The organism is Denitrificimonas halotolerans (assembly GCF_034259425.1).
Lineage (GTDB): Bacteria > Pseudomonadota > Gammaproteobacteria > Pseudomonadales > Pseudomonadaceae > Denitrificimonas > Denitrificimonas halotolerans.
Window position 1 is genome coordinate 333,906 of record NZ_JAXIVU010000001.1, and the last position, 26,291, is coordinate 360,196.

Annotated in this window: 30 protein-coding genes; 15 read left to right on the plus strand and 15 right to left on the minus strand. The window is 45.7% G+C overall.

What is annotated here, in order from left to right; genetic code table 11:
* Positions 1 to 33: 33 nt before the first annotated feature.
* The 3 genes from TOI97_RS01595 to rluD form a co-directional block, all read right to left on the minus strand.
* Positions 34 to 2,004, minus strand: a complete 1,971-nt coding sequence (locus tag TOI97_RS01595; RefSeq protein ID WP_321552368.1) for a DUF1302 domain-containing protein — start codon at positions 2,002 to 2,004, stop codon at positions 34 to 36.
* A gap of 565 nt (positions 2,005 to 2,569) precedes the next feature.
* Positions 2,570 to 3,298: a peptidoglycan editing factor PgeF gene (gene pgeF, locus TOI97_RS01600; protein ID WP_407651295.1), complete on the minus strand. Its 729-nt coding sequence runs from the start codon at positions 3,296 to 3,298 to the stop codon at positions 2,570 to 2,572.
* A 5-nt stretch (positions 3,299 to 3,303) separates the two neighbouring features.
* The gene (gene rluD / locus TOI97_RS01605; protein ID WP_321552432.1) at positions 3,304 to 4,278 is read right to left on the minus strand and encodes a 23S rRNA pseudouridine(1911/1915/1917) synthase RluD; all 975 of its coding nucleotides are present in this window, start codon (positions 4,276 to 4,278) and stop codon (positions 3,304 to 3,306) included.
* Between the two features lie 152 nt (positions 4,279 to 4,430).
* Between rluD and TOI97_RS01610 the strand changes: the two genes are divergently transcribed.
* From TOI97_RS01610 to TOI97_RS01620, 3 genes are all read left to right on the plus strand, one after another.
* Positions 4,431 to 5,414 carry an outer membrane protein assembly factor BamD gene (locus tag TOI97_RS01610; RefSeq protein WP_321552370.1) on the plus strand — a complete coding sequence of 328 codons (984 nt, stop codon included), beginning with the start codon at positions 4,431 to 4,433 and terminating at the stop codon, positions 5,412 to 5,414.
* Positions 5,415 to 5,957: 543 nt separating this feature from the next.
* Positions 5,958 to 6,437: an Lrp/AsnC family transcriptional regulator gene (locus TOI97_RS01615; protein ID WP_321552371.1), complete on the plus strand. Its 480-nt coding sequence runs from the start codon at positions 5,958 to 5,960 to the stop codon at positions 6,435 to 6,437.
* A gap of 168 nt (positions 6,438 to 6,605) precedes the next feature.
* Positions 6,606 to 6,806, plus strand: coding sequence for a DUF2788 domain-containing protein (locus tag TOI97_RS01620; protein WP_321552372.1), 201 nt, complete (start codon positions 6,606 to 6,608; stop codon positions 6,804 to 6,806).
* Between the two features lie 39 nt (positions 6,807 to 6,845).
* On the opposite strand, the gene TOI97_RS01625 is transcribed toward TOI97_RS01620, so the two are convergent.
* Positions 6,846 to 7,403, minus strand: coding sequence for a pseudouridine synthase (locus TOI97_RS01625; RefSeq protein ID WP_321552433.1), 558 nt, complete (start codon positions 7,401 to 7,403; stop codon positions 6,846 to 6,848).
* A 90-nt stretch (positions 7,404 to 7,493) separates the two neighbouring features.
* On the minus strand, positions 7,494 to 7,946 hold the full coding sequence (locus tag TOI97_RS01630) for a flavodoxin (RefSeq protein ID WP_321552434.1): 453 nt from the start codon (positions 7,944 to 7,946) through the stop codon (positions 7,494 to 7,496).
* A 222-nt stretch (positions 7,947 to 8,168) separates the two neighbouring features.
* Here TOI97_RS01630 and folM point away from each other — a divergent pair, with 222 nt between their 5' ends.
* From folM to TOI97_RS01650, 4 genes are read left to right on the plus strand one after another with little or no spacing between them, the layout of a single operon-like run.
* Positions 8,169 to 8,873, plus strand: a complete 705-nt coding sequence (gene folM, locus TOI97_RS01635) for a dihydromonapterin reductase (protein ID WP_321552373.1) — start codon at positions 8,169 to 8,171, stop codon at positions 8,871 to 8,873.
* Between the two features lie 22 nt (positions 8,874 to 8,895).
* Positions 8,896 to 9,453, plus strand: coding sequence for a GTP cyclohydrolase I FolE (folE, locus tag TOI97_RS01640; RefSeq protein ID WP_321552374.1), 558 nt, complete (start codon positions 8,896 to 8,898; stop codon positions 9,451 to 9,453).
* 3 nt (positions 9,454 to 9,456) lie between these two features.
* Positions 9,457 to 9,840 (plus strand): dihydroneopterin triphosphate 2'-epimerase, encoded by a 384-nt coding sequence (gene folX / locus TOI97_RS01645; RefSeq protein ID WP_321552375.1) that lies wholly within the window; start codon positions 9,457 to 9,459, stop codon positions 9,838 to 9,840.
* Positions 9,837 to 10,178 carry a HopJ type III effector protein gene (locus tag TOI97_RS01650; protein ID WP_321552376.1) on the plus strand — a complete coding sequence of 114 codons (342 nt, stop codon included), beginning with the start codon at positions 9,837 to 9,839 and terminating at the stop codon, positions 10,176 to 10,178. Before folX ends, TOI97_RS01650 begins: the two co-directional genes overlap by 4 nt.
* Here the strand turns inward: TOI97_RS01650 and rsmI are convergent.
* The gene (rsmI, locus tag TOI97_RS01655) at positions 10,152 to 11,021 is read right to left on the minus strand and encodes a 16S rRNA (cytidine(1402)-2'-O)-methyltransferase (protein WP_321552377.1); all 870 of its coding nucleotides are present in this window, start codon (positions 11,019 to 11,021) and stop codon (positions 10,152 to 10,154) included. The two genes, TOI97_RS01650 and rsmI, sit on opposite strands and share 27 nt — an antisense overlap.
* 129 nt (positions 11,022 to 11,150) lie before the next feature.
* Here rsmI and TOI97_RS01660 point away from each other — a divergent pair, with 129 nt between their 5' ends.
* Genes TOI97_RS01660 through TOI97_RS01675 form a run of 4 tightly spaced genes read left to right on the plus strand, consistent with a single transcriptional unit; the run spans position 11,151 to position 14,468 of the window.
* Complete coding sequence (locus tag TOI97_RS01660) at positions 11,151 to 12,971, plus strand: penicillin-binding protein activator (RefSeq protein WP_321552378.1); 1,821 nt, start codon at positions 11,151 to 11,153, stop codon at positions 12,969 to 12,971.
* The gene (locus TOI97_RS01665) at positions 12,964 to 13,329 is read left to right on the plus strand and encodes a YraN family protein (RefSeq protein ID WP_321552379.1); all 366 of its coding nucleotides are present in this window, start codon (positions 12,964 to 12,966) and stop codon (positions 13,327 to 13,329) included. Before TOI97_RS01660 ends, TOI97_RS01665 begins: the two co-directional genes overlap by 8 nt.
* A gap of 27 nt (positions 13,330 to 13,356) precedes the next feature.
* The gene (locus TOI97_RS01670) at positions 13,357 to 13,944 is read left to right on the plus strand and encodes a phosphoheptose isomerase (protein WP_321552380.1); all 588 of its coding nucleotides are present in this window, start codon (positions 13,357 to 13,359) and stop codon (positions 13,942 to 13,944) included.
* A complete protein-coding gene (locus TOI97_RS01675; RefSeq protein ID WP_321552381.1) occupies positions 13,941 to 14,468 on the plus strand; it encodes a BON domain-containing protein in 528 nt (175 codons plus the stop codon). The genes TOI97_RS01670 and TOI97_RS01675 overlap by 4 nt, the downstream gene beginning before the upstream one ends.
* A gap of 81 nt (positions 14,469 to 14,549) precedes the next feature.
* Here TOI97_RS01675 and TOI97_RS01680 read toward each other — a convergent pair whose 3' ends face one another.
* The 7 genes from TOI97_RS01680 to rplM form a co-directional block, all read right to left on the minus strand.
* Complete coding sequence (locus TOI97_RS01680) at positions 14,550 to 15,035, minus strand: ClpXP protease specificity-enhancing factor (protein WP_321552382.1); 486 nt, start codon at positions 15,033 to 15,035, stop codon at positions 14,550 to 14,552.
* Positions 15,036 to 15,053: 18 nt separating this feature from the next.
* On the minus strand, positions 15,054 to 15,677 hold the full coding sequence (locus TOI97_RS01685; RefSeq protein WP_321552383.1) for a glutathione S-transferase N-terminal domain-containing protein: 624 nt from the start codon (positions 15,675 to 15,677) through the stop codon (positions 15,054 to 15,056).
* A 92-nt stretch (positions 15,678 to 15,769) separates the two neighbouring features.
* Positions 15,770 to 16,549: a cytochrome c1 gene (locus TOI97_RS01690; RefSeq protein ID WP_321552384.1), complete on the minus strand. Its 780-nt coding sequence runs from the start codon at positions 16,547 to 16,549 to the stop codon at positions 15,770 to 15,772.
* The gene (locus tag TOI97_RS01695; RefSeq protein WP_321552385.1) at positions 16,549 to 17,760 is read right to left on the minus strand and encodes a cytochrome b; all 1,212 of its coding nucleotides are present in this window, start codon (positions 17,758 to 17,760) and stop codon (positions 16,549 to 16,551) included. The genes TOI97_RS01690 and TOI97_RS01695 overlap by 1 nt, the downstream gene beginning before the upstream one ends.
* Positions 17,760 to 18,353 carry a ubiquinol-cytochrome c reductase iron-sulfur subunit gene (petA, locus tag TOI97_RS01700; protein ID WP_321552386.1) on the minus strand — a complete coding sequence of 198 codons (594 nt, stop codon included), beginning with the start codon at positions 18,351 to 18,353 and terminating at the stop codon, positions 17,760 to 17,762. Before petA ends, TOI97_RS01695 begins: the two co-directional genes overlap by 1 nt.
* Before the next feature lie 251 nt (positions 18,354 to 18,604).
* Positions 18,605 to 18,997 (minus strand): 30S ribosomal protein S9, encoded by a 393-nt coding sequence (rpsI, locus tag TOI97_RS01705; protein ID WP_321552387.1) that lies wholly within the window; start codon positions 18,995 to 18,997, stop codon positions 18,605 to 18,607.
* Between the two features lie 14 nt (positions 18,998 to 19,011).
* Entirely contained in the window at positions 19,012 to 19,440 is a 429-nt protein-coding gene (rplM, locus tag TOI97_RS01710) for a 50S ribosomal protein L13 (RefSeq protein WP_321552388.1), read from the minus strand.
* Between the two features lie 452 nt (positions 19,441 to 19,892).
* Between rplM and dauA the strand changes: the two genes are divergently transcribed.
* The 4 genes from dauA (at position 19,893) to hemL (ending at position 24,500) form a co-directional block, all read left to right on the plus strand.
* Entirely contained in the window at positions 19,893 to 21,662 is a 1,770-nt protein-coding gene (gene dauA / locus TOI97_RS01715) for a C4-dicarboxylic acid transporter DauA (RefSeq protein WP_321552389.1), read from the plus strand.
* A gap of 71 nt (positions 21,663 to 21,733) precedes the next feature.
* Positions 21,734 to 22,534, plus strand: a complete 801-nt coding sequence (locus TOI97_RS01720) for a bifunctional hydroxymethylpyrimidine kinase/phosphomethylpyrimidine kinase (protein WP_321552390.1) — start codon at positions 21,734 to 21,736, stop codon at positions 22,532 to 22,534.
* Positions 22,531 to 23,169: a thiamine phosphate synthase gene (thiE, locus tag TOI97_RS01725; protein ID WP_321552391.1), complete on the plus strand. Its 639-nt coding sequence runs from the start codon at positions 22,531 to 22,533 to the stop codon at positions 23,167 to 23,169. Before TOI97_RS01720 ends, thiE begins: the two co-directional genes overlap by 4 nt.
* A 44-nt stretch (positions 23,170 to 23,213) precedes the next feature.
* Positions 23,214 to 24,500, plus strand: coding sequence for a glutamate-1-semialdehyde 2,1-aminomutase (hemL, locus tag TOI97_RS01730; RefSeq protein WP_321552392.1), 1,287 nt, complete (start codon positions 23,214 to 23,216; stop codon positions 24,498 to 24,500).
* 188 nt (positions 24,501 to 24,688) lie between these two features.
* Here hemL and TOI97_RS01735 read toward each other — a convergent pair whose 3' ends face one another.
* The gene (locus tag TOI97_RS01735) at positions 24,689 to 25,387 is read right to left on the minus strand and encodes an HAD family hydrolase (protein WP_321552393.1); all 699 of its coding nucleotides are present in this window, start codon (positions 25,385 to 25,387) and stop codon (positions 24,689 to 24,691) included.
* Positions 25,384 to 26,286 (minus strand): tyrosine recombinase XerC, encoded by a 903-nt coding sequence (gene xerC / locus TOI97_RS01740; protein ID WP_321552394.1) that lies wholly within the window; start codon positions 26,284 to 26,286, stop codon positions 25,384 to 25,386. The genes TOI97_RS01735 and xerC overlap by 4 nt, the downstream gene beginning before the upstream one ends.
* Between the last annotated feature and the right edge of the window lie 5 nt (positions 26,287 to 26,291).

Sequence of the window (26,291 nt, forward strand, 5' to 3'; positions counted from 1 at the left end):
GCTGCCTCCCCCGCCAGCACTGCGCGCACTTAATTAAAAGTTCATACCAACCGTAACAGATAAGAAATCACGGTCCTTCAAGGTGTTGTAGCGGCCGTCAAAAAAATTCGTATAAGAAATACCAGCAGTATAAGTGTTCTGATAATCTGCATCTAAACCAAAGCTCACAGCCTTAGAGCCCTCATTAAACTGACCATTTGGACCATAACCATCAACGTCATGGGAAAACGCCATGTTTGGATGCAAGTTAATCCCTGCAATAGCACTGTTATAATCTAAGATACCGCGTACACGGTAGCCCCATGAGTTTTTGGTGACAAAGCCGTGGTCACCGTATTTAGCGAGTGACATCTCACCTGGATCAATAGCACTACCTGTCACACCAAAAATTGGATCGCGTCCATAACGTATTTTGTTTTTACTCTCTAACCCACCAACATGGGTAAAGCCTACCTCACCAACCACAGTGGCACGGCTTGCACCTAACACTTGATCAAAGAAGTGAGTGAAAGTAGTTTGAATTTGAGTAATTTCCTTACGATTATATCCTTTCTGAATAGCGTCAGGAACTTTACTCTGCCACCCCAACGCGTCAGGGTTAACAGGAGCTGAAAGCGCCAAGGTCATTTGCTGAGTATTAATTTGTACAGGTGCGTTTGGACGGTAACTGATCTCACCCTGCCACGCAGTACCGGTAGGCAGAGTGGTAGAGAAGCTTAAGCCATACAGACGAATATCTTCTGGGTAATCCATAAAGTAACTGCCATTACCCACTGCAACTGCAGCCCCACCTAATCTTTGAGCGTTAGCCGTTAAATTACCAAAATCCGCTGGCCCACTAATCCAACCGGGATTAGCCATAGCAGCCGCAATATTGCCACCCGCCGCAAGAGTTTGAGATAAAATTGTTGTATTTTGAACGGAAGATGCTGCCTGAGCAAGATTCATACCGCTAAGCGCACTAGCACTTGCATTTTTCATGCTTAAGAAAGGTGTACGACTATGATAATTCATCATATAGGCGCCATACTCAGTATTATCACCGAGCCAGCGGAAGGCGAAACCAAATTGACCATCGTCCTTGGCTTTATTGTCTTTACCTCTTGCAACCATCAAACCTTCTTGAGCTGAGTAATTAATACCCACATCACTAGTGTTAATGATATTAGACACTCCTAATGCGTTAGCACCATCAATACCCACAAGTAGATCAGTTAACTGACGATCAAGAATATTGTAATTATCATTACACCCATCAGCCGCTACGTCTGCTGTAGAAAAGAAAGTACCGCAGTTATCCACCACCGTTTGCTTCCAACCAATCTGGTAGAAAGCTTCCATCGACAAACGATCCGTTAAGCTCTGAGAAACATAGAACATATTAACCGGGATCAAACCTTCTTTAAGCTCTGCACCTGGACGACGGAAAGCAGAAGCATCAAGCGGGTTAACTGAGTTGATGGAGTTCATAATGAAGGTACTCTCACCCCAACTCACGACCTGTTTACCTAAACGCACAGTGCCCGGATTATCACCTAAAAGGTAATTGTGATACACGAAAGCATCTAGAATTTCCGCACCTCGGGTTTTAGCTGCCTCTTTACGCCCTTTATTACTGATATCTTTATGTGGTCGATTACCGTCTTGCAACTCAGTGTCGTACCAATACTTGCCGCGAACAAAGACTCCAGAATCTTTATAGCGTAGTTCTAAATCATGCAGACCTTTAAAAATTTGTGAGAAAGTTTTACCGCGTTGGAAGTTTAAACGTCCATCATCACCGGTCTGAGTAAATCCTGTACCGCCATTGGCATTGCCAATAAAACGCTTATCTGGCTTAGCCGTTGACCAGCTAGCTCCGACTGACAATGAACTATCGAACGTACCTTCAACTTCCCCTAAGTCAAAAGTTATAGCTGAGGCTGGTGCTGCTAATACTGAAGCTAAACCTATAGCAAATGGCAACTTAGCCAAACGCAATACTTGTTGTTTTTGTGTAGTCATAGATGCAACTCCGTTTATTATTTTGGCTGTTGGCAGTATAACCAACCCCCTTTTTTATCCAATCAACCAAAAGGCTGACTGTTACCCTTATCCAGCTCTATCTGGCAGCTTTCTATATATCAACTGTCTCTATCTATAACCTTATTGCAGTAAGTGTGCCAACTAAATTTCTGACCTATAAGTCACATTTACACACTAACAGCACCGTGCTTTGCAGACAAAAAAATAAATCCGCTAATCTATTTACTGTGACGGTACTTCTAATTTTCACAACCCAAGAATAATTTTCATAAGCATATATTTGGGTAATCTGGTAACAACTTAGACCGCCCAAGTAACATTCCCAGAATACAATTATGATGAATTACTCTAACACTACATCTGATATCCCGTGTTAAGACACGCCTAGCACAAAATACGCTAAATAAAAGATAAAACTTTATCCAAATCAATGTCAGTATAATTCGACGCTAGATATTACAACGCTGTAAAAAGAAGGGAGAAACAACTGATGAAAGTTTGGCTGGCAAGGATAGTATCCACGTCACAGCCTCAATATGCAGAGCTACCGAGTCAACCACACTAGACTGGCAAAACGACCCGTACGCGCATCACGACGATAAGAATAAAAACGCGGATCTGTGACAGTACACAAGCCGCCACCGTAAATAGCTTGCACCCCACACGCAGCTAAGCGGACACGTGCTAGTTGATAAATATCAGCCAGCCAGCGCTCTGAACTCTGACTAGGGACAAAAGCATGCTCAGCTTCAGCATGTAAGTGCACAAAAGCCTCACGCACCTCTTCACCGACTTCAAACACCTTAGGACCAATAGCAGGCCCTAACCACGCCATGATCTGCCATGGCGCAACCTGCATGCGAGCAACGGTGTTTTCTAAAATACCTGCAACCAAACTGCGCCAACCTGCATGAGCTGCAGCTACACAGCTGCCTGCTTGATCAGCGAACAAAACGGGTAAGCAATCCGCACTCATGATACAGCTGGCTAATGCTACTTCACGAGACACACTGGCATCAGCAGTTCGAGTTAGAGAGGCATCAGCATCAACCACCAAATTACCATGCACTTGATTTAACCAAGAGGGTTGGCAACCCAATGCCTCTGCTAAAAACTGCCGATTACGCTGCACCTGTAATCGCTCATCCCCCACATGCTCACCTACATTAAAGTGCGCATAGGGTGCCAAACTATCACCGACACTACGCGTGGTAACGCAGGCCCGCACATTATTAGGTGCAGGCCAATCTGGCTCAAACCAATCAAAAGGCAGCTGACTCACCCGACAAAAGCCTCCCGATCTTGCCGCAACAAAGTTAACAACCAAGTCAAATCTTCAGGCAATGGGGCCTCCCACTTCATACGCTCTCCTGTTGTTGGGTGTTCCAACTCCAAAAAGCGAGCATGTAATGCCTGACGTGGGAACTCTTTAAGCGCATCCAATAATGTAGGGTTCACTGCAGGTGGAATGCGAAAACGCCCACCATAAGCTGGATCACCCACCAATGGGAAACCCACATGAGACATGTGCACACGAATCTGGTGGGTACGCCCTGTTTCAAGCATGACACGTGTATGTGTATGTGAACGAAATCGTTCCAGGACGCGATAATGACTAATAGCGGGCTTACCATTTTCCGTTACAGCCATACGCTGACGCTGCTGTCCATGACGACCTATTGGCGCATCAATGGTTGCACCAGAGGTAATCACACCCACTACAATTGCCTCATAGGTACGTCCTACACTACGTGCTTGAAGTTGATCCACTAAGCTTGTGTGCGCCTCAAGCGTTTTAGCTACCACCATGAGCCCAGTTGTGTCTTTATCGAGGCGGTGCACAATACCTGCTCGCGGAACCTCTATTAGCTCAGGAACGTGGAACAGTAATGCATTCAGCAAGGTGCCATCTTGATGACCTGCTGCAGGGTGCACCACCAAACCTGCTGGCTTATTTAAAACCAGAATCTGCTCGTCCTCATAGACAATGTCCAGCGGAATATCTTGTGCAACCCATTCACCTTGCGCTTCGCGCTCGGGGGTTAACTCAAGCTGCACACCACTGTAAACTATATCGCGTGGCCGCAAGAACTGACCATTTACGGTCAGGCGTTTTTCTTTAATCCAAGTGGTTAAACGTGAACGGGAATGCTCCGGAAATAACTGTGCAGCAACCTGATCTAAGCGTTGTCCACCCAGTTCTACTGGAACCGTTGCGAATATTTGAATTGTTTCAGTCGTATTTGTTGGCATACTCATCAACAGAGAATGCGTAGGCTTTGGTTTCAAGCGCACGCTTGTGGTTAAATACAAAATATAATTTGCTCTGAATTACGATTCAGGGTGTTCACTATAACAGGACGGCTCACTGCAAGTCAGCCAACCGTTTAACGGCGTACTCAATCATGCATTTAAGGCACCTGCTACTTATCGCTCTTTTTACCTTATTAAGCGCCTGTGCGTCTAAGGAAATTGACACCGATTTAAGCGAAACCGCGCTGTATCAACAAGCGCAAACTAATCTAGATAACAAGAACTACTCCAGCGCAATCACTAAACTTAAGGCGTTAGAATCACGCTACCCCTTCGGTCGCTATGCCGAACAAGCACAATTGGAGCTGATTTATGCCTACTACAAAAACTTAGAGCCTGAGGCTTTACGTGCCTCTGCAGATCGTTTTATTCGATTGCACCCTCAACATGCCAATGTTGATTATGCATATTATATGAAAGGTTTAGCATCCTTCGATCAAGATCGCGGCCTGGTAGCCCGTTTTTTACCACTGGACATGACCCAGCGCGACCCGGGCGCCGCACGTGACTCCTACAATCAATTCGCTCAGCTAGTCAGCCGCTTTCCCAATAGCCGTTATGCTCCAGACGCTAAACAGCGAATGATTTACTTACGCAACCTCTTAGCAGCTTATGAAGTGCACGTCGGTCATTATTACCTAAAGCGCCAATCCTACGTGGCAGCTCTAAACCGTGGCCGCTATATTGTTGAAAACTTCCAAGAAACACCTTCAGTGGGAGACGGTTTAGCTATTATGACTGAAGCTTACCAGCACCTTGCGCTGGACGATTTAGCACAAACCAGCTTAGAAACCTTAAAGCTGAACTACCCTGACCACCCTAGCCTAGCTAGCGGCAACTTTAAGCCCCGAGAAAAGGATGTAGACAACCGCTCTTGGATAAGTAAAGCCACGCTAGGCTTGATTACTTCCGATAAAGAGTTGCGCCCACAGCAAACTCAAGCTAGCAAAGACATTATTCGTCAGTATGAAAATGCTGCCGAACAAATCCCTAGTACAGTGCGCACAGCCCTTGATCAGGAAAAACCTAAGCGTAGCTGGCTTAACCGCTTAACCTTTGGGCTCTTGGGCACATAACATTCCATTACACATAAAAAAGGAGGTTTAACCTCCTTTTTTATTATATTTATATTGCTATCCCTGCTGAATCGCTACACCTCTTCTCATCACAATATACAACTGCTACACAAACAATCAGCAACTACAAAGAAAAGACTGTATGGAAATTTTAACAACATAATCTACTGTTCAGCCAATTTTTCCAACACATACAAAAAAGGAGCACTCTTCGCAGATGCTCCTTTAATGCGCCCTTGTTGTTACAACAGTTGTGCCGTTGCTTCTCTCGACCACCTGGGTAAGGTCATCGTGCTTGCTTGAAAAACACAGGGTAATATGTTTTTCCTGTCCAATCTCGATAAAGACTGTACAGATTAGGCATTGAATCTATACAAGCTGTGAACTTAAGGTTAGTTTACACAATCTTTGTGAGTTAATAATTGCGTTATCAGCTCATTACGAAAAAAATTAGCAATAAATAATCAAAAAATAAAAAATATAAGCAATAAAAACCTAATCAAAAACCCAGTAAAGAAATACAAATAGAGAAACAGGCACTTTATGGAAAAACTTGACCGCTATGACCTACGTATTTTGCAAGCACTGCAACACAATGCACAAATTTCTAATCAGGAGCTCGCCGAACATATTGGCTTATCAGCCTCACCTTGTTCACGCCGCGTGAAGGCCTTAGAAGATGCGGGGTACATTTTAAAACATGTCGCACTGCTTGATCGTAAAAAGCTTGGCCTTACCTTAACAGCCTATGTTCTTATAGGTATGGACAACCATACACCGGAGCGTTTTGACAATTTCCAACAACAGATTTGCCAATGGTCTGAGGTACTAGAGTGCAGCTTAATTACAGGAATGGATGCCGATTACCAACTTAAAGTGATAGTCCCTGATATGGAACACTATCAAAAGTTCTTGCTGGAAAAGCTGACACGTATTGATGGTGTTACCAGCGTGCGTTCAAGCTTTGTTCTTAACCATGTACAACTTTCTACAGCATTACCTTTATCTCATCTAGATCTCTAACATACTTATTCAAAACAGCTATTGCCTAGCAACACTTTGACATCCGAGTATCAGCGCAACAAAATGCAACATGACAAAAAACCTGAAATGCTGGTAAAACAATATAAATCACAGCGGTCAATTGCAGATTGACAGCATACCCAACATCTGTTTTCACCAAGGAAAATTATGGAACCTGAAGTATTTGAAGAAATTATGATAACCGTTTTAGTCGGCGGCCTTGTTTTATTTATGGCTTTTATTGTCTGGGATTTAGCAAAAAAATCTAAAGCTGGACGCTACGGTACAGCGGTTCTTTTCTTTGCTTTAGGCTTAGGTGTCCTTGGTTTTTTGCTTAAAACAATCGTGTTAGCAGTCAAAGGTTTATAACCTGTGACTCCATTCAAAGAGTCGTAACCTAACGCCCCATTAAATTTTAAGCTCACGCCACTGCCCTGTAGGTAAGTCACCCAGTTTCCAATTACCAATCTGCACACGGACCAAGCGCAGAGTCGGTAAACCTACCGCCGCCGTCATCCTGCGCACCTGCCGATTACGCCCTTCAGTTATCGTGAGCTGCAGCCATGCAGTAGGGATTTTTTTACGCTCTCGTACTGGTGGAGTGCGCGGCCACAAATCAGGCTCAGCTATCAATTCTACTTGAGCTGGTGCGGTCCACCCGTCCTTTAACTCCAGACCATTGCGCAACCTCTGTAATTGTTCCTCTTGCGGCTCTCCCTCAACCTGCACCCAATAAACTTTACATAATTTATATTTTGGATCAGCAATGCGCGCTTGCAAACGCCCACTATTGGTCAATAAAACCAATCCTTCACTATCCCTATCTAGACGCCCTGCAGGATAGACCTCAGTAACCGGAACATAGTCTTTTAATGTAGCTCGACCCAAGTCATCGGTAAACTGAGTTAAAACATCATAAGGCTTATTCAGCATTAACAAACGCGGCTCTGCTGGTTCTTTGGCCATACGGCGTGTTTGTGGCTTTGGCTTGCGCTTAAACTTGCCAGCTTGTGCCAGATAACTCCGAGCTTTAACAACTTTTTTCACAATGCATCCCTACTCAGTCAAAATGGCTGCAAAATCAGCCAACCAAGGTTCAGCATCGTCGGCTGGGGTAACAGTCTCACTGGCATCCAAACGCAACATTTCCTGTAACTCTATGACACCTAACTCCGCATACAACTCTCGAATTGCTTCACCACCAGCGCAAAAATCCTCACCATAACAAGCATCGCCTAAACCTATTACAGCACCTAGCATACTGGACCACGCCGGTGGTTGATCACGTAAAGCCCTCACTAACGGCTGTAAATTCTCAGGCAACTCTCCCATCCCTGTGGTTGATGTCACAAACAGAAGAGCATCAGCATCTAAGGCTATGAGCTCGGCATAAGATAAGCGCGGTTTATAAGTGACACTCAAGCCTGCTTCAGTTAGGAATTCTGCAGCATGATGCGCAACATCTTCTGCTGCGCCAAATACCGTGCCAGAAACAATCACCACATTCATCGACATGCTCTGCAACCGCCCTATCAAAACCAAGTAAAATATTTTGAAAACTCACCTATCACCCCATCATAACAAGAATCCCCCATACTGTAACAAAGGCGATAAGCTTAGAGTTTGTAGGTTGTACAATCCTTTACTCTAGTATAAGTTTACCAACCCTAGACACAGCGCCTCAGGCTCAAGTTGAGCTGCACGCAAACGATTAAAACAAGGCTTATGCATATGAGTGATACTGCGCCCATTCTCATAACTGGTGCCTCTCAACGATTAGGGCTACATTGCGTTCAGCGCTTTATCGAAGCGGGACAGCCTATAATCATCAGCTACCGCCAAGAGCGCGCGGAAATCACCACGTTACGCGAACTGGGTGTCCAGTGCATTCAAGCAGATTTTGCTACCGAGCACGGCATTTTAAATTTTATTAAGCAACTCACAAATCTGACCCCAAAATTACGCGCGATTATCCACAATGCATCACTTTGGATTGCTGAAGAGGGGGCTGACACCCAAGCTTTTACGCAAATGTTAAATGTACATGTGCTCGCTCCATATTTGATTAACGAGCACTGCGCACCTTTACTGCGTCAATCTCCCAATGCAGATATTATCCATATCACCGATGATGTTACCCGCAAAGGCAGTGCTCGTCGGATTGCCTACTGTGCCAGTAAGGCCGCACTGGATAACTTAACCTTATCTTTCGCTGCCAGCCTTGCACCGCATATCAAGGTAAACTCAATCGCGCCAGCATTAATCATGCTGCACCCTGATGATGATGATGAATATCAGCGCCGTGCAACAGCCAAATCTGTGTTGGGCACAGTGCCTGGCCCAGAAGTTATTTACCAAAGCCTGCGTTACTTACTGGATACACCTTATGTGACCGGCACAACCCTTACCGTTAATGGTGGCCGGCATCTTAAGTAATGCTGGACCAGGAGAGTTAATCATGTGTGAAGAAATAAGTAAGCATTACCGCGAAATTCTAGTAGGTCTTGGCGAAGACCCTGACCGCGAAGGCTTAGTCGACACGCCTAAGCGCGCCGCAAAGGCAATGCAATACCTGTGCAATGGCTATGAAAAAAACTTAGATGATATTGTCAATGGTGCTCTCTTTGAGTCTGAAAGCGATGAAATGGTAATTGTACGTGACATTGAGCTTTATTCACTCTGTGAGCATCACCTCTTACCTTTTATAGGCAAAGCTCATGTAGCGTACATCCCCACCGGTAAGGTTATTGGTTTATCTAAAGTCGCCCGCATTGTCGATATGTTTGCTCGACGTTTACAAATTCAAGAGAACTTGACCCGTCAAATTGCAGATGCTGTGCAAAATGTTACGGGCGCAGCCGGTGTAGCAGTCGTCATTGAAGCAAAACATATGTGCATGATGATGCGCGGTGTAGAGAAACAAAACTCGGTCATGACATCATCGGCTATGTTAGGTGTATTCCGCAATTCTGGCACCACTCGCCAAGAATTCCTGCAACTGATTCGGAGTCACTAATTTATGGCACGCTTAGAACCGGGCATGGCGCGGATTCGCATTAAAAATCTGCGTTTGCGCACTTACATCGGTATCAATGAAGATGAAATTCGCAATAAACAGGATATTTTAATCAACGTCACCTTGTTCTATCCTGCAGAGGATGCGGTAACTATCAATGATATTAACCATGCATTGAACTACCGCACCATCACCAAAGAGATCATTCAGCACGTCGAAGAAAATCGCTTCGCATTGCTTGAGCGCTTAACTCAAGAGGTGTTGGACTGCGTGATGCGTCACGAACAGGTACGTTATGCTGAAGTTGAAGTGGATAAGCCGCATGCTTTACGTTTTTCTGACTCTGTCTCTATTACATTAACAGCACACCGTCCAATCTCATCATGACTCTAACAGCATTCCTACAAGCCATTCGCAAGCCAGGGCATCAATTTGCTGACACTCTGGCTTTTATCGATGCTCACTACCAATATACGCCCCGTGCCTTTGATAATGCAGAGCTACATAATCCTGCCGGTAGCAATCAAGGTTCTTGTAAAATTCTAGGCTTAGCACTACTAGAAAAGCTGAGCACAGAAGAAACCTTGCTAGCTTTTGGTGAGCACTATGCTTGGGTCTTGGCAAACCCTGAAAAAACTGAACATAACAATATTCGTCAGCTGATTAAACACGGCCTAGCCGCGGTCAGCTTTACCCAGTTACCCCTTAGACGTCTTATTAGCTAAAGCCCATTGATACAGTGCATTTTTACGCACCCCGGTAATTTGAGCAGCCAAGCCCGCAGCACGCTTAGGCGGTAGTTCAGCCATAAGCAGTTCAAGTATACGTTGCGCCTCTGGCTGCACTTCATCTGCATCATCAGGTGCTTGATAGCCTGCCACCAAAATGACGCACTCACCTCGCTGTTGATTACTGTCTGCCGCAATCCAATCGTACATTTCCTGCAATGGTAAACCTTTAATGGTCTCAAAAGCTTTGCTAAGCTCTCTCGCTAAGACTGCCTGTCGCTCAGCACCAAAAATATCACGCATATCCGCAACACTATCGAGCAAACGGTGCGGTGCTTCATAAAAGATGAGGGTCCTCGAGTCAGCTTTGACAGTCTCCAATCGCGTGCAGCGCGCAACTTGTTTCGCAGGCAAAAAGCCTTCAAAAACAAAGCGATCTGAAGGCAAGCCCGCAGCAGATAGTGCCGCAATTAAAGCGCAAGCGCCTGGCACTGGCACCACTTGCACCTGAGCTGCTCTTGCTTGGCGCACAAGATGGTAACCTGGATCTGAAATCAACGGTGTTCCTGCATCTGAAATGAGAGCAATATCCTCTCCAGCTAACAACCGAGTAATAAAGCGCCCTCCCTCTTCTCGCTCATTATGCTCATGGCAAGCAACTAAAGGGGTACGAATACCAAAATGCTGTAAGAGTCTAGTAGAATGGCGTGTATCTTCAGCAGCAATAAGACTGACTTCAGTTAAAACACGCAAGGCTCGAGCACTGATATCTTCAAGATTACCAATGGGAGTTGCCACAACGTATAAAGTACCCAAGCCATTGGATTCTGATGTGCTCATACTTCAAATATGCTCCAAAAAAACAGATAAGACACTATTGTAGCCTGATTTAACATCACAATATCGCACCAACGCCGTTGCTTGGGTACAATCAAGATAATCATTTTATTGAGCTTGGATTGTTTGTCTATGAAAACGCCCTTACGACTCCTTTCAGTTATATGTTTCTCAGCATTTCTGGCCGCTTGTGCTAGCTCACCAAGCAATTCTTTAGGTCAATTACCACCCACCCAATATACTGACCTAGACACTCTATTGCTGCAGGCCAGTAAAAGAGATGACAGTCGCGGTATAGGTCTATATCTAGCTGCCGCAGATTTAGCTTGGCAACAACGGCTAGTAGCTCGTGCTCGAAAAATTTTAGATGGCATCGACTTAAACCAAGCAACACCTGCACAGCTGATTTTTGCCAAAACGCTAGAAGCAGAAATCGCAGTAGCACTCAAACAGCCTAAATCTGCACTAAAAGCACTGAACCACCCGAGCTTTCAGTATTTACAAAAAATGCCTAACAACCAGCAAATACGCACCGGTTTAGTACGCGCCCAAGCTTTCGAAGAGAGCAGCCAATTTGCAGCTGCCGTTCGTGAACGCATTAAAATAGCCCCAATATTAACCGAATCAGCTGCTTTCGATAACCACCAAGCAACTTGGCGCCTTGTCAACACCTTATCTATTACACAACTGCAGCTGGAGTTGGAAAGCACAGATGACCCTATTTTCCATGGCTGGTTGACATTGGCTCATGTAACTAAAAGCACCCACTCACTACAACAACAGCAAAGTGACCTTTTACAGTGGGTCTTACAAAACCCTAAGCATCCTGCTGGCCAAAAGCTCCCTGAAGCCTTACAACAATTACAGCAGCTACAAATACAAACAATCAATTCAATCGCTTTACTTCTACCTTCAAACGATCCGAACCAAAACGTTGTTAACGCGCTACGTAATGGTTTTTTTGCAGCACATTACATTGCTAAAGAAAATGGTGAGCCAACCCCAAATATTCGTCTTTACGACAGCAACAGCTTCACTTCACTCGATGCCTTCTACCAACAAGCTCAGTCCGATGGTATAGAGCTTGTCGTAGGGCCTTGGGAAAAAGATCTCGTCCGTCAACTTGCGAGCCGCCCTACACTAGCCATCGCTACATTAGCGCTAAATTATGCCGATCGCGGACAAATACCGCCACAACAGCTTTTTCAGTATGGTTTAGCTGCTGAAGATGAAGCGCGCGCCGCTGCAAATCGTGCTTGGGCTGATGGTCTACGTCGTACTGCAATCATGGTTCCCGCAAGTGCTTGGGGTGAACGCATTCAGGCCGAATTTGCAGCTCATTGGAAATCTCTTGGCGGACAAGTCGTTGGCACCACTCGTTTCTCACGCCCTACTGAACTGCCCGCACAAATTGCAGAGCTCCTTGAACTCCGCGCAAGTGAACAACGTACTAAACAACTTGAAGCAACTTTAGAAATGAAAGTGGCGGCACAGCCTGCTCGCCGTCAAGATATTGAGTTTATATTTTTAGCCGCCAGCCCTGAACAAGCACGCCATATCAAGCCTGCATTGGCTTTTCAATATGCCGGTGACATCCCTATTTATGCAACTTCAGCAGTACACTCAGGTGCAAATGAAATCTACCCTGAACTCAATGGCCTTCAATTCAGCGAAATGCCTTGGTTTATAGAACCAAATCATCCCACCCGCCAGCACATTACCCAACTCTGGAGTAACGCTCAAGGCGGTCTCGGCCGTTTTTATGCCATGGGAGCAGATGCCTACCGAATCACAAGCCAGCTACAACAGCTCAGCACTTTACCTAGTAATAGCTCAACTGGCCTAACTGGTATTTTACAACTTGATCAGCAAAGACGTATCCATCGTAATCTATACTGGGTCGAATTCAATAACGGGCAACTAACACCTCTAAAGGACGCACGGATTGAGTAATACAGTACAAACAGGACACAAGTTTGAGCGTTACGCCTTACAACATTTAAACCAAGCGGGTTTAGTCAGTATTACTACAAACTGGTCGTGCCGCTATGGTGAAATCGACCTCATTATGCTCGACCAAGATACTGTAGTATTTATTGAAGTTCGCTACCGCAAACATCAAGATTTTGGTGGCGCATTGGACAGTGTTGATCAACGTAAACGAAATAAACTGATCAAAACCGCTGAGTGCTTTTTAAACGAATTTCCACAATGGCTCGAACACCCCTGCCGTTTTGATGTCATTAGTGTACATCCGAGCAGTATGCACACATTCGAGCTAGACTGGATCCAAGATGCATTTGAATCCTAATTTCAATTTTTATTAAAGGCTGATTTTATGCAACCGCGAATTCAACATATGTTTCAAGCAAGCATTGAAACCAAACAAAATTCTTTAACCGTATTACCACCAGCTATTGAAAGTGCCAGCCTTATGATGGTGAGTTCACTTCTTAATGAAGGTAAAATTTTAGCCTGTGGTAACGGCGGATCTGCTGGCGATGCACAGCACTTCTCCTCTGAAATGCTCAATCGCTTTGAACGTGAACGCCCAAGCCTACCTGCTATTGCCCTAACCACTGACAGCTCAACCATTACTTCTATTGCGAATGATTATAGCTACGAAGAAGTTTTCTCTAAGCAAATCCGTGCTCTAGGTCAAGAAGGTGATGTATTGCTTGCTATATCTACCAGTGGCAATTCAGCCAACATTATCCAAGCTATTCATGCAGCTCACGACCGCAATATGTATGTTGTTGCTCTTACCGGCCGTGATGGCGGACAAATTGCACCATTATTATTACCTGATGACATCGAAATCCGAGTGCCATCGAATGTCACTGCACGCGTACAGGAGGTGCACTTGCTAGTTATTCATAGTTTGTGTGACTTAATTGACCACCAACTGTTTGGGAGTGAAGAATGATTCGTAAAATTCTTGCTATAGTTTGTATTAGCGTCGCTCTAACTGCCTGTGGTGCACGCACTTTAGGTAATAAAATTGATGACCAATTTATTGCTCCTGAAGTGAGCCGCGCCATTAAAGAAGCACACGTTGACCTATCCACTACTACATCTCGTATTGTAGTAACTAGCTATAACGGCATCGTACTGGTCGCTGGACAAACCCCTCGCGAGGAGCTCAAACACATTGCAGGCAAAGCTGCAGAGACAGTGGGAAGCGCCAAAAAGATTCATAATGAATTACAAATCACCACACCAACTTCTGGCCTGGTACGCAGCAACGATGCGATGCTTACAGCCAATATAAAAACACGGATGCTGTCCTATAATGACGTCCCAGCTTCTAAAGTAAAAGTAGTAACAGAAAATGGAACTGTTTATTTACTAGGTATAATTAGCCGCGCAGAAGCACAACGCGCTACAGCAGTTGCACAAGAAGTGAACGGGGTGCAAAAAATTGTGCGCTTATTCGAATATATAGATTAATCTGTATTGCACACATCTAGCACTGTTCAACTAAAGAGAAGTCTTCTACGGCACTGTAATCAGTACCGTAGAAGATTGGAACTACTTTACCACGCGTAAATTTGGACGCCCTGGAGTGGGTGGCTTAGGTGGATCGCCATCAGGTCCTTCTGATTCTTCAGGCTTATCAACTATATGCAATACAGCTGACGTCTCTTCATCCCTCCCAGACTCACTGGCATTTTCCTCTAACACCGCCTCTTCATCACTTAAAACGTCTGAGTCAGTATCAAAGAACATACCTTGTCCATTTTCACGTGCATAAATTGCCAATACAGCATTGATAGGCACGTAAAGTGAAAATGGTGCACCTGAAAAACGAGCCTCAAAGCTCACAGCTTGGTTATTAACCTCTAAATATCGCACCGCCGCAGGTGCGATATTTAAAACAACTCGTCCATCTACTGCATGCCCAGGAGGCACTTTAACGTTAGGATAATTAGCATCAACTAAAATATGCGGCGTGCACTCATTATCAACAATCCACTCATGTAATGCGCGCAATATATAAGGACGACTGGAGTTCATAACTTAATCTACTCCCGCTTAAGGTCGCATTAAACGCTCAGCTTCAGACAAACTAGCCTGAAATGCTTCACGAGCAAAATTACGCTCCATATATTCAAGCAATGGTTGCGCAGCTTTTGGTAACTCAATACCTAAAACAGGTAAGCGCCATAAGAGTGGCAAGAGATAGCAATCAACCAAACTGAACTCATCGCTCATAAAGTATTTCATGCTAGCAAATACAGGTGCAACACCTGTCAAGCTTTCACGCAACTCTTTACGCGCTTTATTACGCGCCGCTTCTTTTGTCTTTTTATCAAGAATCAAGTCTGCTTGCGCACTCCAGTCACGCTGCACACGGTATGACAACATACGTGTATTCGCACGCGCTACTGGATACACCGGCAACAAAGGCGGGTGTGGATAGCGTTCATCTAAGTACTCAAGTATGACAGTTGAATCGTATAGAGCTAAATCGCGATCAACCAGAGTTGGCACAGTAGCATAAGGATTAACCTCAGCTAGATACTCTGGACACTCGCCATCTACTACATCCATGATCTCAGCAGTTACTGCTTTCTCCGCAAGCACCAAACGCACACGATGCGAGTACTGACACGTAGGATCAGAGTAACAGCCCAACTTATTGGGGGCAGACGACATGCTTACCTCCTCCACTAGAAATATACATAAAGCACAAAAACGCACGCGCCCATTAGGGCGCGTGCGTCACTCGGTAGCTAGCGCATTGTTGATCAATGTACATCTTTCCAGTATTCGCGCTTCAATAAATAGGCAAATACAAAGAAGATAGCAAGGAATAACAATACGTACATTCCGATACGCTGACTCTTGAGCTTAACAGGATTTGCAGAGTATTCGAGGAAAGTTACAAGATTTTTAATTTTCTCGTCAAATTCCACTTCACTTAACTTACCTGTATTAGGCACAACAGTCAGTTGATCACAAGCCTCTTGAGTTACTGGCGTACCAGTTAACGGGTCAAATACTTTTTTGCCGTTTTCCTCAATTTGTACTTGTTTACAACCAATGATTTGACGCCCCTGTAAGCCAACTAAAACGTTAGGCATACCTACAGAATCAAACACCTTGTTATTTACACCGTATGGGCGCGAAGGATCTTCATAGAATGTACGCAAATATGTATACAACCAATCCGTCCCACGCACACGAGCAACGTTGGTCAAGTCTGGCGCGGCGGCACCGAACCATGCCTTACCATCAGACTCGCGCATGCTGGACTTCATATGATCACCATACTTAGCGCCGGTCAATACAAGATTGTCCATCATTAGCTCTTCGCTAATACCCAGATCATTTGCTACTCGCTCATAACGCTGGAACTTTGCTCCATGACAACCCATGCAATAGTTTACAAAGGTTTGTGCGCCATCTTGCAGAGCCGCTTTATCAGTTAAATCAATCTTAACGCTATCCAATGGATAAGCGCCGCCTGCAGCAAAACCAAATAGAGGTAATGCAGCTAAAAGTAATGCAGCAATTTGCTTTTTCATTAGCCAGTCACCCTTTCCGGAACCGGTTTAGTTTTTTCCATTCTGGTGTAGAAAGGCATCAGAATGAAGTAAGCGAAGTAAAGAATAGTACAGATACGCGCAATCAACGTACGCTCTTCTGTTGCTGGTACAACACCCAACACACCCAAGATTAAGAAGCTGACGCAAAATACAAACAACCAGATTTTGCTTAACCAACCCTTATAGCGCATAGACCGAACCGGACTACGATCAAGCCATGGTAAAACAAACAACAGGGCAATCGATGCACCCATCGCTATAACACCCATTAACTTATCAGGCACTGCTCGCAAAATTGCATAGAACGGTGTGAAGTACCAAACAGGCGCAATATGTGCAGGTGTTTTAAGCGCGTTTGCTTGCTCAAAGTTTGGTTTTTCAAGGAAGTAACCACCCATTTCTGGGAAGAAAAACACTACAAAGCAGAAAACAAACAAGAACACCACAACACCAACAATGTCTTTAACAGTGTAGTAAGGGTGGAATGGGATACCATCTAAAGGTACACCATTTTCATCTTTATGCTTCTTAATATCCACACCATCAGGGTTATTAGAACCGACTTCGTGCAATGCTAAGATATGCAAAACAACTAGCGCCAATAAAACAATAGGCACTGCAATCACATGCAACGCAAAGAAACGGTTTAGGGTAATACCTGAAATGAGATAGTCACCACGAATCCACTCAGTGAGATCTGCACCAATAACAGGGATCGCACCAAAGAGTGAAATAATCACCTGCGCCCCCCAGTATGACATCTGTCCCCAAGGCAACAAGTAACCCATAAAGGCTTCAGCCATCAATGCTAAGTAAATTAGCATTCCGAAAACCCAAACCAACTCACGAGGCTTCTGATATGAACCGTACAATAAGCCACGGAACATATGCATATATACAACAATAAAGAATGCTGATGCGCCTGTTGAATGTAAGTAACGCAAGATCCAGCCGTATTCAACATCACGCATGATGTATTCAACAGATGCAAAAGCACCTTCAGCTGATGGTTCATAGCTCATCGTCAACCAAATACCCGTTAGTATCTGATTAACCAGTACTAAAAGAGCAAGGGAGCCGAAGAAATAATAGAAGTTAAAGTTTTTCGGCGCGTAATATTTGGATAAATGGTCTTCCCACATTTTGGTGGCTGGGAAACGTGCATCAATCCACTCCATAAACTTGCTCATTATGCAGTCTCCTCATCGATACCAATAATGACGACATCATCTGTCTCATAAGAATGCGGAGGAACAGGCAAGTTCAGCGGCGCTGGTTGGGCCTTATACACACGTCCAGCTAAGTCATAGCGTGAACCGTGGCAAGCACAGAAATAACCACCAACCCACTCCGGTCCTAAGTCAACTGGAGCAACTTCAGGCCTGAAGGTTGGAGAACAACCTAAGTGAGTGCATACACCGAGTACTATCAGCACTTCAGGCTTAATTGAGCGCTCTTTAGGATTAACGTAAGCTGGTTGTTCTGACGCTTCGGATTGAGGGTCGCTTAGCTTCGCCTCGATCTTCTTCAGCCCTTCCATAATTTCCGGTGTGCGGTGCACCACAAATACAGGTTGTCCACGCCATTCAACAACAACTTGCTCACCTGGCCCAACCTTACTTATATTCACACGCACCGGTGCTCCCGCGGCTTTCGCCTTAGCACTTGGAGCCCAAGACCCCAAGAACGGGATCGCAGCCCCTGCCGCTCCAACCGCACCCACCACAGAGGTGGCTGCAACTAGAAAGCGACGTCGGCCCGAATTCACGCCGTCATTGCTCATTTAAGTCGTCTCCCATCAGCTATTTAGCCTATTATCAGGCTTTGTAATAAGAAAAAAGCTACTTACATTTTTGAATGTAACAAATAGTAAAGAAAAGGCGCCTTCTTGACAAGTTATCGCCACATTCCATACACCCTAGAATTGCCAATATATAACCTGCTAACCATAAAACTGTTGTCACAAGGCAAGACAGATACAAAAAACGCCCTGATTCCTTGCGGAAACGGGCGTTTTTCTGCAGCAAGTATCGATCAGCGCTTAGAGAACTGAGGACGCTTACGTGCTTTACGTAGACCAACCTTTTTACGCTCAACTGCACGAGCGTCACGCGTAACAAAGCCAGCTTTACGCAGCTCTGGACGCAAAGTTTCGTCATAATCCATCAGCGCACGAGTAATACCATGACGGATAGCACCTGCTTGACCACTTGCACCACCACCAGCAACGGTGACGACAACGTCAAACTTTTCTAGAGTTTCTGTTAACTCAAGCGGCTGACGAACCATCATTCGTGCAGTTTCGCGAGGGAAAAAGTTATCCAGAGTGCGATTGTTAATAGAAATACTGCCTGTACCCGGACGTAAAAAAACGCGTGCGGTTGCAGTCTTGCGACGGCCTGTGCCGTAATTTTGAGTCGCCGACATAATCAACTATCCCGTTAAATCTTAAGTTCTTGGGGCTGCTGTGCAGCATGCGGGTGGTTACTACCAGCATACACTTTCAGCTTGCGATACATGTCGCGGCCCAGCGGATTTCTTGGAAGCATACCTTTAACAGCGGCTTCTAGAACGCGTTCAGGTGCTTTATCGATTAACTTCTCAAAAGTAATTTCCTTGATACCGCCAGGGAAACCAGTGTGTGAGTAGTACTTCTTATCTGATGTTTTCTTACCGGTTACACGAACCTGCTCAGCATTAATAACAACGATGTAATCGCCAGTATCAACGTGCGGGGTGTACTCAGGCTTATGCTTACCGCGCAAACGGCTGGCAATCTCAGTGGCCAAACGACCCAGGGTCTGGCCTGCAGCGTCGACGATATACCAGTCGCGCTGTACTGTTTCATTTTTTGCTGTAAAAGTTTTCATTCGCTATGGCCTCAGGGCCGCCCTAAAAATAGACGGCAAATCCTAATGAATAGTTTTGTCTTTGACAAGTCAAAGTCAGCTCATATGACAGACGCTACTTCGGGGGCTCGGGTCTATCACGTCTGCTATGGCTATGATTTCGGTAAATTTGCATCACTTTACCTACTCTAATGTATTGGCTAGGCATTACCACAAAAGAGCCGCGTTAGTATGCCCGTTAGTGAGAAAATTGCAACCGAATATTCATTCACGCATCCGCTGATGCTGTGTTTCTATCAATCTCTACCTTAGAAAAGCAAGCTGCAGGCAACTACCACCCACCACATCAAACCTGTATTAATAATGTGAACTCAGTAGAATTATACGAGAAAGAAACAGCAAAACCTTATTGCTCTAGCTTTCCATACAGATCATGGGTCTATAATAAAGCGGCACTCACTTGTGGAGCCATTATGTATATTCCGCCATTATTTTCTGCATTACGACAAACATTTGCCGAAGGTTATACGCTCAACGCTCTGCGCGGTGACATCAGCGCAGGCTTAACCGTTGGCATTATTGCTATTCCTTTAGCTATGGCTTTAGCCATTGCCGTAGGTGTCCCACCCCAGCACGGTTTGTATACTGTCCTGATTGCTGGAGCCTTGATCGCCTTAACCGGCGGTTCACGCTTTAATGTCTCAGGCCCTACCGCAGCTTTTGTGGTTATTCTACTGCCAATCACTCAACAGTTTGGCGTCGGAGGGCTACTCCTTTGTACAGCTATGGCAGGAGTCATCCTAATCAGCATGGGAGTATTACGTGCCGGCGCCTTACTCCAATTCATCCCCTACCCTGTTACCCTTGGTTTTACTGCGGGGATTGGAGTAGTCATTGCCACACTGCAAATTAAAGATGCTTTCGGACTATCAGATGTCCAGCCTACAGCCAACTATATTGAGCAAATTAGTGCTCTCGCCCAAGCCATGCCAAGCATTCAAGTGGGTGACACCTTGGTTGCGGCAATCACTTTAGCCGTACTCATCATCTGGCCTCGATTTGTTCCCAAAATACCTGGACACCTTGCCGCCCTTGCAGTCGGCAGTTTGGTAGGTTTGGCTTTAAACAGCGCAGACATATCTGTAGCCACCATCGGCGAGCGCTTCAATTATGAAGTCGATGGAGTCAGCCATCCCGGGATCCCACCTTTTCTACCTTCATTTATGTGGCCTTGGGAGTTCAGTGGCGCTAATGGCCAACCGCTCGTTTTGTCTTTTGAGCTCTTTAGACAACTTTTAGCACCAGCCTTCGCCATTGCCATGCTAGGAGCCATTGAGTCGTTACTTTGCGCTGTTGTTGCCGACGGTATGGCAGGTACAAAACACGACCCAAACGGTGAGCTTATTGGGCAAGGGTTAGGTAATATTGTGGCGCCCTTATTTGGTGGTATCACCGCAACTGCTGCTATTGCTCGCAGTGCCGCAAACGTTCGCGCTGGGGCCTTCTCGCCTATTGCCGCAATTATTCACGCCGGCGTTGTCTTACTAGCAATGCTATTTTTAGCTCCTATTTTCAGCCATTTACCCATGGCTGCATTAGCAGCATTGCTACTTATGGTTGCTTGGAATATGAGCGAGCCCAAACACGTAATTCATACCCTACGTATAGCACCACGCAATGATGTACTAGTGCTACTCACGTGCCTATCGCTGACGGTACTTTTTGACATGGTGCTAGCTGTTGGTGTCGGCCTATTACTTGCGGCCGGCCTATTCATTAAAAGCATGAGCGATCTCACCGATACATCCAGTGTTGGACGTGACGCCCAAGATATTCCAGACTTACCAGATTCCGTCGCCGTATATGCAATTCGTGGCCCATTATTCTTCGGCGCTGCTGAAAAGGCCTTAAGTGTACTGCGCAAATTTAACCCTGAAATTCGCGTTGTTATTATCGACCTACGTGGCGTACCTATGCTTGACATGACAGCTTTAGCTGCCCTCAGCAACGTGTTAAATGACTACGAAAAAAATGATATTGGTATTATCTTTTTAGGAGCTTCGGCTAAAGTACGTCATAAAATGCATCGTGCAGGTATTGGCTTAGGCAGCACCAAAATTTCCCATGCAGTAAATGTTCAGTTAGCGCAAGCGCGAGCACTGGACTGGCTCAATATCAGGACAGACACCACTCCAACTGAAACCGAGCAGCCTACTAGCAATACTGGCCTGACCGATACATAGCACTAACCATTTAACAGGCCGGCTCACTCAATCCCTGCCGGCCCTTTTCTATCCATGGTAAACTTGAATTTATGAATACATATACTTCTCGCCCTTCTGTACTGTGCTTATCAGGTCATGATCCGGTCGGTGGCGCAGGATTACAAGCAGATATAGAAGCGCTGATTGCCCAGCAATGTCACGCCACCCCAGTTTTAACTGCTTTAACCATTCAAGACACTGTTGATGTCAGCGACTTCCAGATACTTGAGCACGAATGGGTGACTGCACAGGCCAAAGCCATTTTAGATGACATGCCAATCTCAGCGATTAAACTGGGTATGCTTGGTTCTCTAGCTATGGTCGATACCGTTGAGCAAATCATTAAGCAACTTCCCGACACACCTTTTGTCTGTGATCCAGTTTTACGGGCGGGCGGTGGCGGTGCTTTAGGTAAAGATGAAGTGGGTTACGCACTACGTAACAAGCTCATGCCTTTAGCAACCATAGTCACCCCAAACCTACCAGAAGCACGAATTCTAGCTGAATTACCAGAAGGTACTGCAGACGAATGCGCAACAGCACTACTTAAGCATTGCCAAAATTTGTTAATTACTGGCGGCCATGGTACTGAGCATGAAGTCCATAATCGTCTGTACTGCGCTGACGGCAGTTCACACACCTTTACTTGCGCACGCTTACCCGGTGAGTACCATGGCTCTGGCTGTACCTTAGCAAGCACCCTAGCTGGACGCCTCGCTTTAGGCGAAGATTTGGTCAGCGCCGTTAAATCGGCACTGAACTATACATGGCGTACATTACGTGATGCCGAAGCACCAGGGCGCGGTCAGTATATTCCACGCCGCATCCCACTGGATTTCTGCCATCCATGAGCACAAAACAACACGCACTCAGCGGTTTATATGCCATTACAGACTCAGCTCTACTCGCTAATGAGCGCTTACTGCCTTATTGTGAGGCAGCATTAAGCGGTGGTGCAAAACTTTTGCAATACCGTGACAAATCTAGCGATACAGCACGTCGACTCAGTGAAGCCAAGGCCTTACATACACTCTGCCAGAAGTATGGCGCTCGTTTGATTATCAATGACGACATGCATTTAGCAGCTAAAATCGGTGCTGACCTACACCTTGGACAAAAAGATGGCAGCTTACTTAAAGCTCGTCAATTACTAGGCCCCAACGCTATCATTGGAGCCACCTGCCACGCCCAACTGGAGCTAGCTAAGCAAGCAATTGCTCAACAAGCTGACTACATTGCTTTCGGACGCTTTTATAACTCTCAAACCAAACCTGGTGCAGCTCTAGCCAACACCGACTTGCTTGAGCAGGCCCAACAGCTGAACCATCCTATTGTTGCCATTGGCGGTATCACGCTAGATAACGGCAGTGTACTTATTCAGCACGGAGCTAATATGCTGGCTGTGATCCATGGATTATTTGCAGCAGACACCCCTGTTACAGTCGAACAACGCGCTCGCGCATTTAGCGCTCTTTTTACTGATTAATTTTCGCAGCGATATGCTCACTGCTTTTTAAATGAGGTTTTTTCATGTCACGTTCAGCATCTTTATTTGAACAAGCTCAAAAACATATTCCAGGCGGTGTAAACTCTCCTGTACGCGCATTCGCTGGGGTTGGTGGTACACCTTTGTTTATCAAGCACGCTGAAGGTGCTTATATTACCGATGAAGATGACAAACGCTATGTCGACTACGTCGGTTCTTGGGGGCCAATGATTCTTGGTCACGGCCATCCTCAAGTACTTGATGCTGTGCGCGCGCAAGTAGATCATGGCTTATCCTACGGTGCGCCAACTGCTCTGGAAGTAGAAATGGCTGATATGGTCTGCAGCTTAGTCCCATCTTTGGATATGGTGCGCATGGTGAGCTCAGGCACTGAAGCCACCATGAGTGCGATTCGCCTGGCCCGCGGTTACACCGGTCGTGATAGCATCATTAAATTTGAAGGTTGCTACCACGGTCACTCTGACAGCTTACTGGTTAAAGCAGGCTCAGGCGCCCTGACATTAGGCGTACCTAGCTCACCTGGCGTTCCAGCTGCTTTTGCACAACACACCATCACTCTGCCGTATAACGATATTGATGCCGTTGCCCAATGCCTAGCTGAAAAAGGCAATGAAGTGGCCTGCATTATCGTTGAACCTGTAGCCGGCAATATGAATTGCATCCCTCCCGTACCAGGCTTCCTTGAAGGCTTACGCGAGCAATGCGACAAACATGGTGTAGTGTTAATTTTTGATGAAGTAATGACAGGCTTCCGTGTTGCCCTCGGCGGTGCGCAAGCTCATTACGGAATCACTCCAGACCTCTCCACTTTTGGCAAAGTCATTGGAGGTGGTATGCCCGTAGCCTGCTTCGGCGGTAAAAAAGAAGTGATGTCACACATTGCACCATTAGGTCCTGTTTATCAGGCGGGAACCTTATCCGGCAACCCTTTGGCGATGGCCGCCGGCTTAGCCACATTGAAACTGATTAGCCGCCCTGGTTTCCATGAAGGTATCACTGACTACGCTAGTCGCCTGCTAAAAGGCTTACAAGAGCGCGCAGATGCTGCCGGTATTCCTTTCACAACCACTCAGGCTGGCGGCATGTTTGGATTATACTTTACCGATCAACAACACATCACTAGCTTTGCTGACTCCATGACCAGCAATGTTGAGCAGTTCAAACAGTTCTTCCACTTAATGCTGGAGGGCGGTGTTTACTTGGCTCCAAGCGCCTTCGAAGCGGGCTTTGTATCAAGCGCATTAGGCGAGAAAGAGTTGCAAATTACTCTCGATGCAGCAGAAAACGCTTTTGCTAACATGACAGCCTAAACTCAGCACTGCTAGATCGCAATAAAAACGCCCGAATGAACGGGCGTTTTTATTGACTTACAACATAGAGCTGATAACTCCTAGCCTACTATGCTATTGCTCCTCCACTAATTGATCCTTAGATCCATTCATCACAGCACCAACACGCCACTCTATATTTGTATTACTTACGTGATCGCACTATAAAATTAAACTTCAAACTGCTTAATAATGTCTGGCAGTTGTGAAATCTGGCTGACCCACGCATCAGGCTCACGCTCACCAGTCCAGACCTTCTGTTCGGGATTAAACCAAACTGTACGCATCCCCACCTGTTGCGCACCAAAGATATCATGCTCAGGATTATCACCAATATGAATGCTCTGCTCCGGTGCAACCTGTGCTCGCGCTAAGGCAGCTAAAAACATGTGCGGCTCTGGTTTAGCCACCCCTAACATATCCGCATTTAAAGCAAAGGAAAAATATTTACCAAGCCCAATACGACGTACATCTGCATTACCGTTGCTTAATGCAGCCAACATATAATCATGTCGCAAACACTCCAAAGTCGGTAGCACATCAGTAAACAAATCTACCTTTTGCCGCTCCGACAGAAATACTTGAAAAGCTTGCTCTGCCAAATCTTGCGCTTCAAGTTGAGGATAACCCGACTGCAATAACGCGCGTAGCAAAACCTGATAGCGCAACTCACTGACCTGCTGATCCAGATACGGATTTTGTTGCACCACCTCACTGCGCAATTGTTTCAGGCGTTCTGACGTCAACTCACCTAACAGAGGTGCATAGCGTACTAGCCAAGCTCGCAAAGCATTATCAGCTTGAATAATAACAGGCTCAACTGACCATAAAGTGTCATCTAAATCAAAAGTAATTAAACGAATACTCATTCTTCTGGCTTACGTTTAGCGCGCGGGTGAGCTTGATCATAGACTTGTGCTAAGTGTTGGAAATCAAGGTGCGTATAAATCTGTGTGGTGCTGATATCAGCGTGTCCGAGTAACTCCTGCACAGCGCGCAGATCATGAGAGGACTCAAGAATATGACTAGCAAACGAGTGCCTTAACATGTGTGGATGCAAATGCTGCCCCAGCTCGCGAACCCCAGCCTGACGCACCCGTTCGCGTACCATTTGCGGGCTCATACGACGACCGCGCACACCAATAAACAATGCTTGATCCACAGGGTTTGCCTGCTTTCGCACCTTCAACCAACGATTTATAGCCTGCATCGCCTTACTCCCTACCGGCAACATTCGTTGTTTATTGCCTTTACCCAACACCACAACTAAGCCTTCCGTCAAATCGATATCACCGGTATTTAACCCTACCAATTCCGATAAACGCAGCCCGGAAGAATACAGCAACTCTAAAATGGCTTGATCTCGGCAAACAGTGAAATCATCACTCGTTGGTTGATCCAGTAGTTGCTGTGCACGATCTACATCCAGTACTTTAGGTAATTTTCGCGGCCCTTTTGGTGGGCGAATACCAGCTGCAGGGTCATGTTTACAACAGTTTTCACGAATTAAATAAGCATACAAGCTACGAACGGCAGAAAGTAGGCGCGCAATGCTGCGCCCTGCCAAACCACCATAATGCAAATCTGCCACTAACTGCCGCAAATGTGCAACCTGCAAGCCCTCCCAGCTTGCAATATTTTGCTGCTGAGCAAAGTCCAACACCTTATTTAAGTCGCGACGATAGGCGCTTAAAGTATGGGCTGAGACTTGACGTTCAGTTTGCAAATATGTCAAAAAAGCCTCGAGCTGAGCTTGAAGTATGCACATTGCTG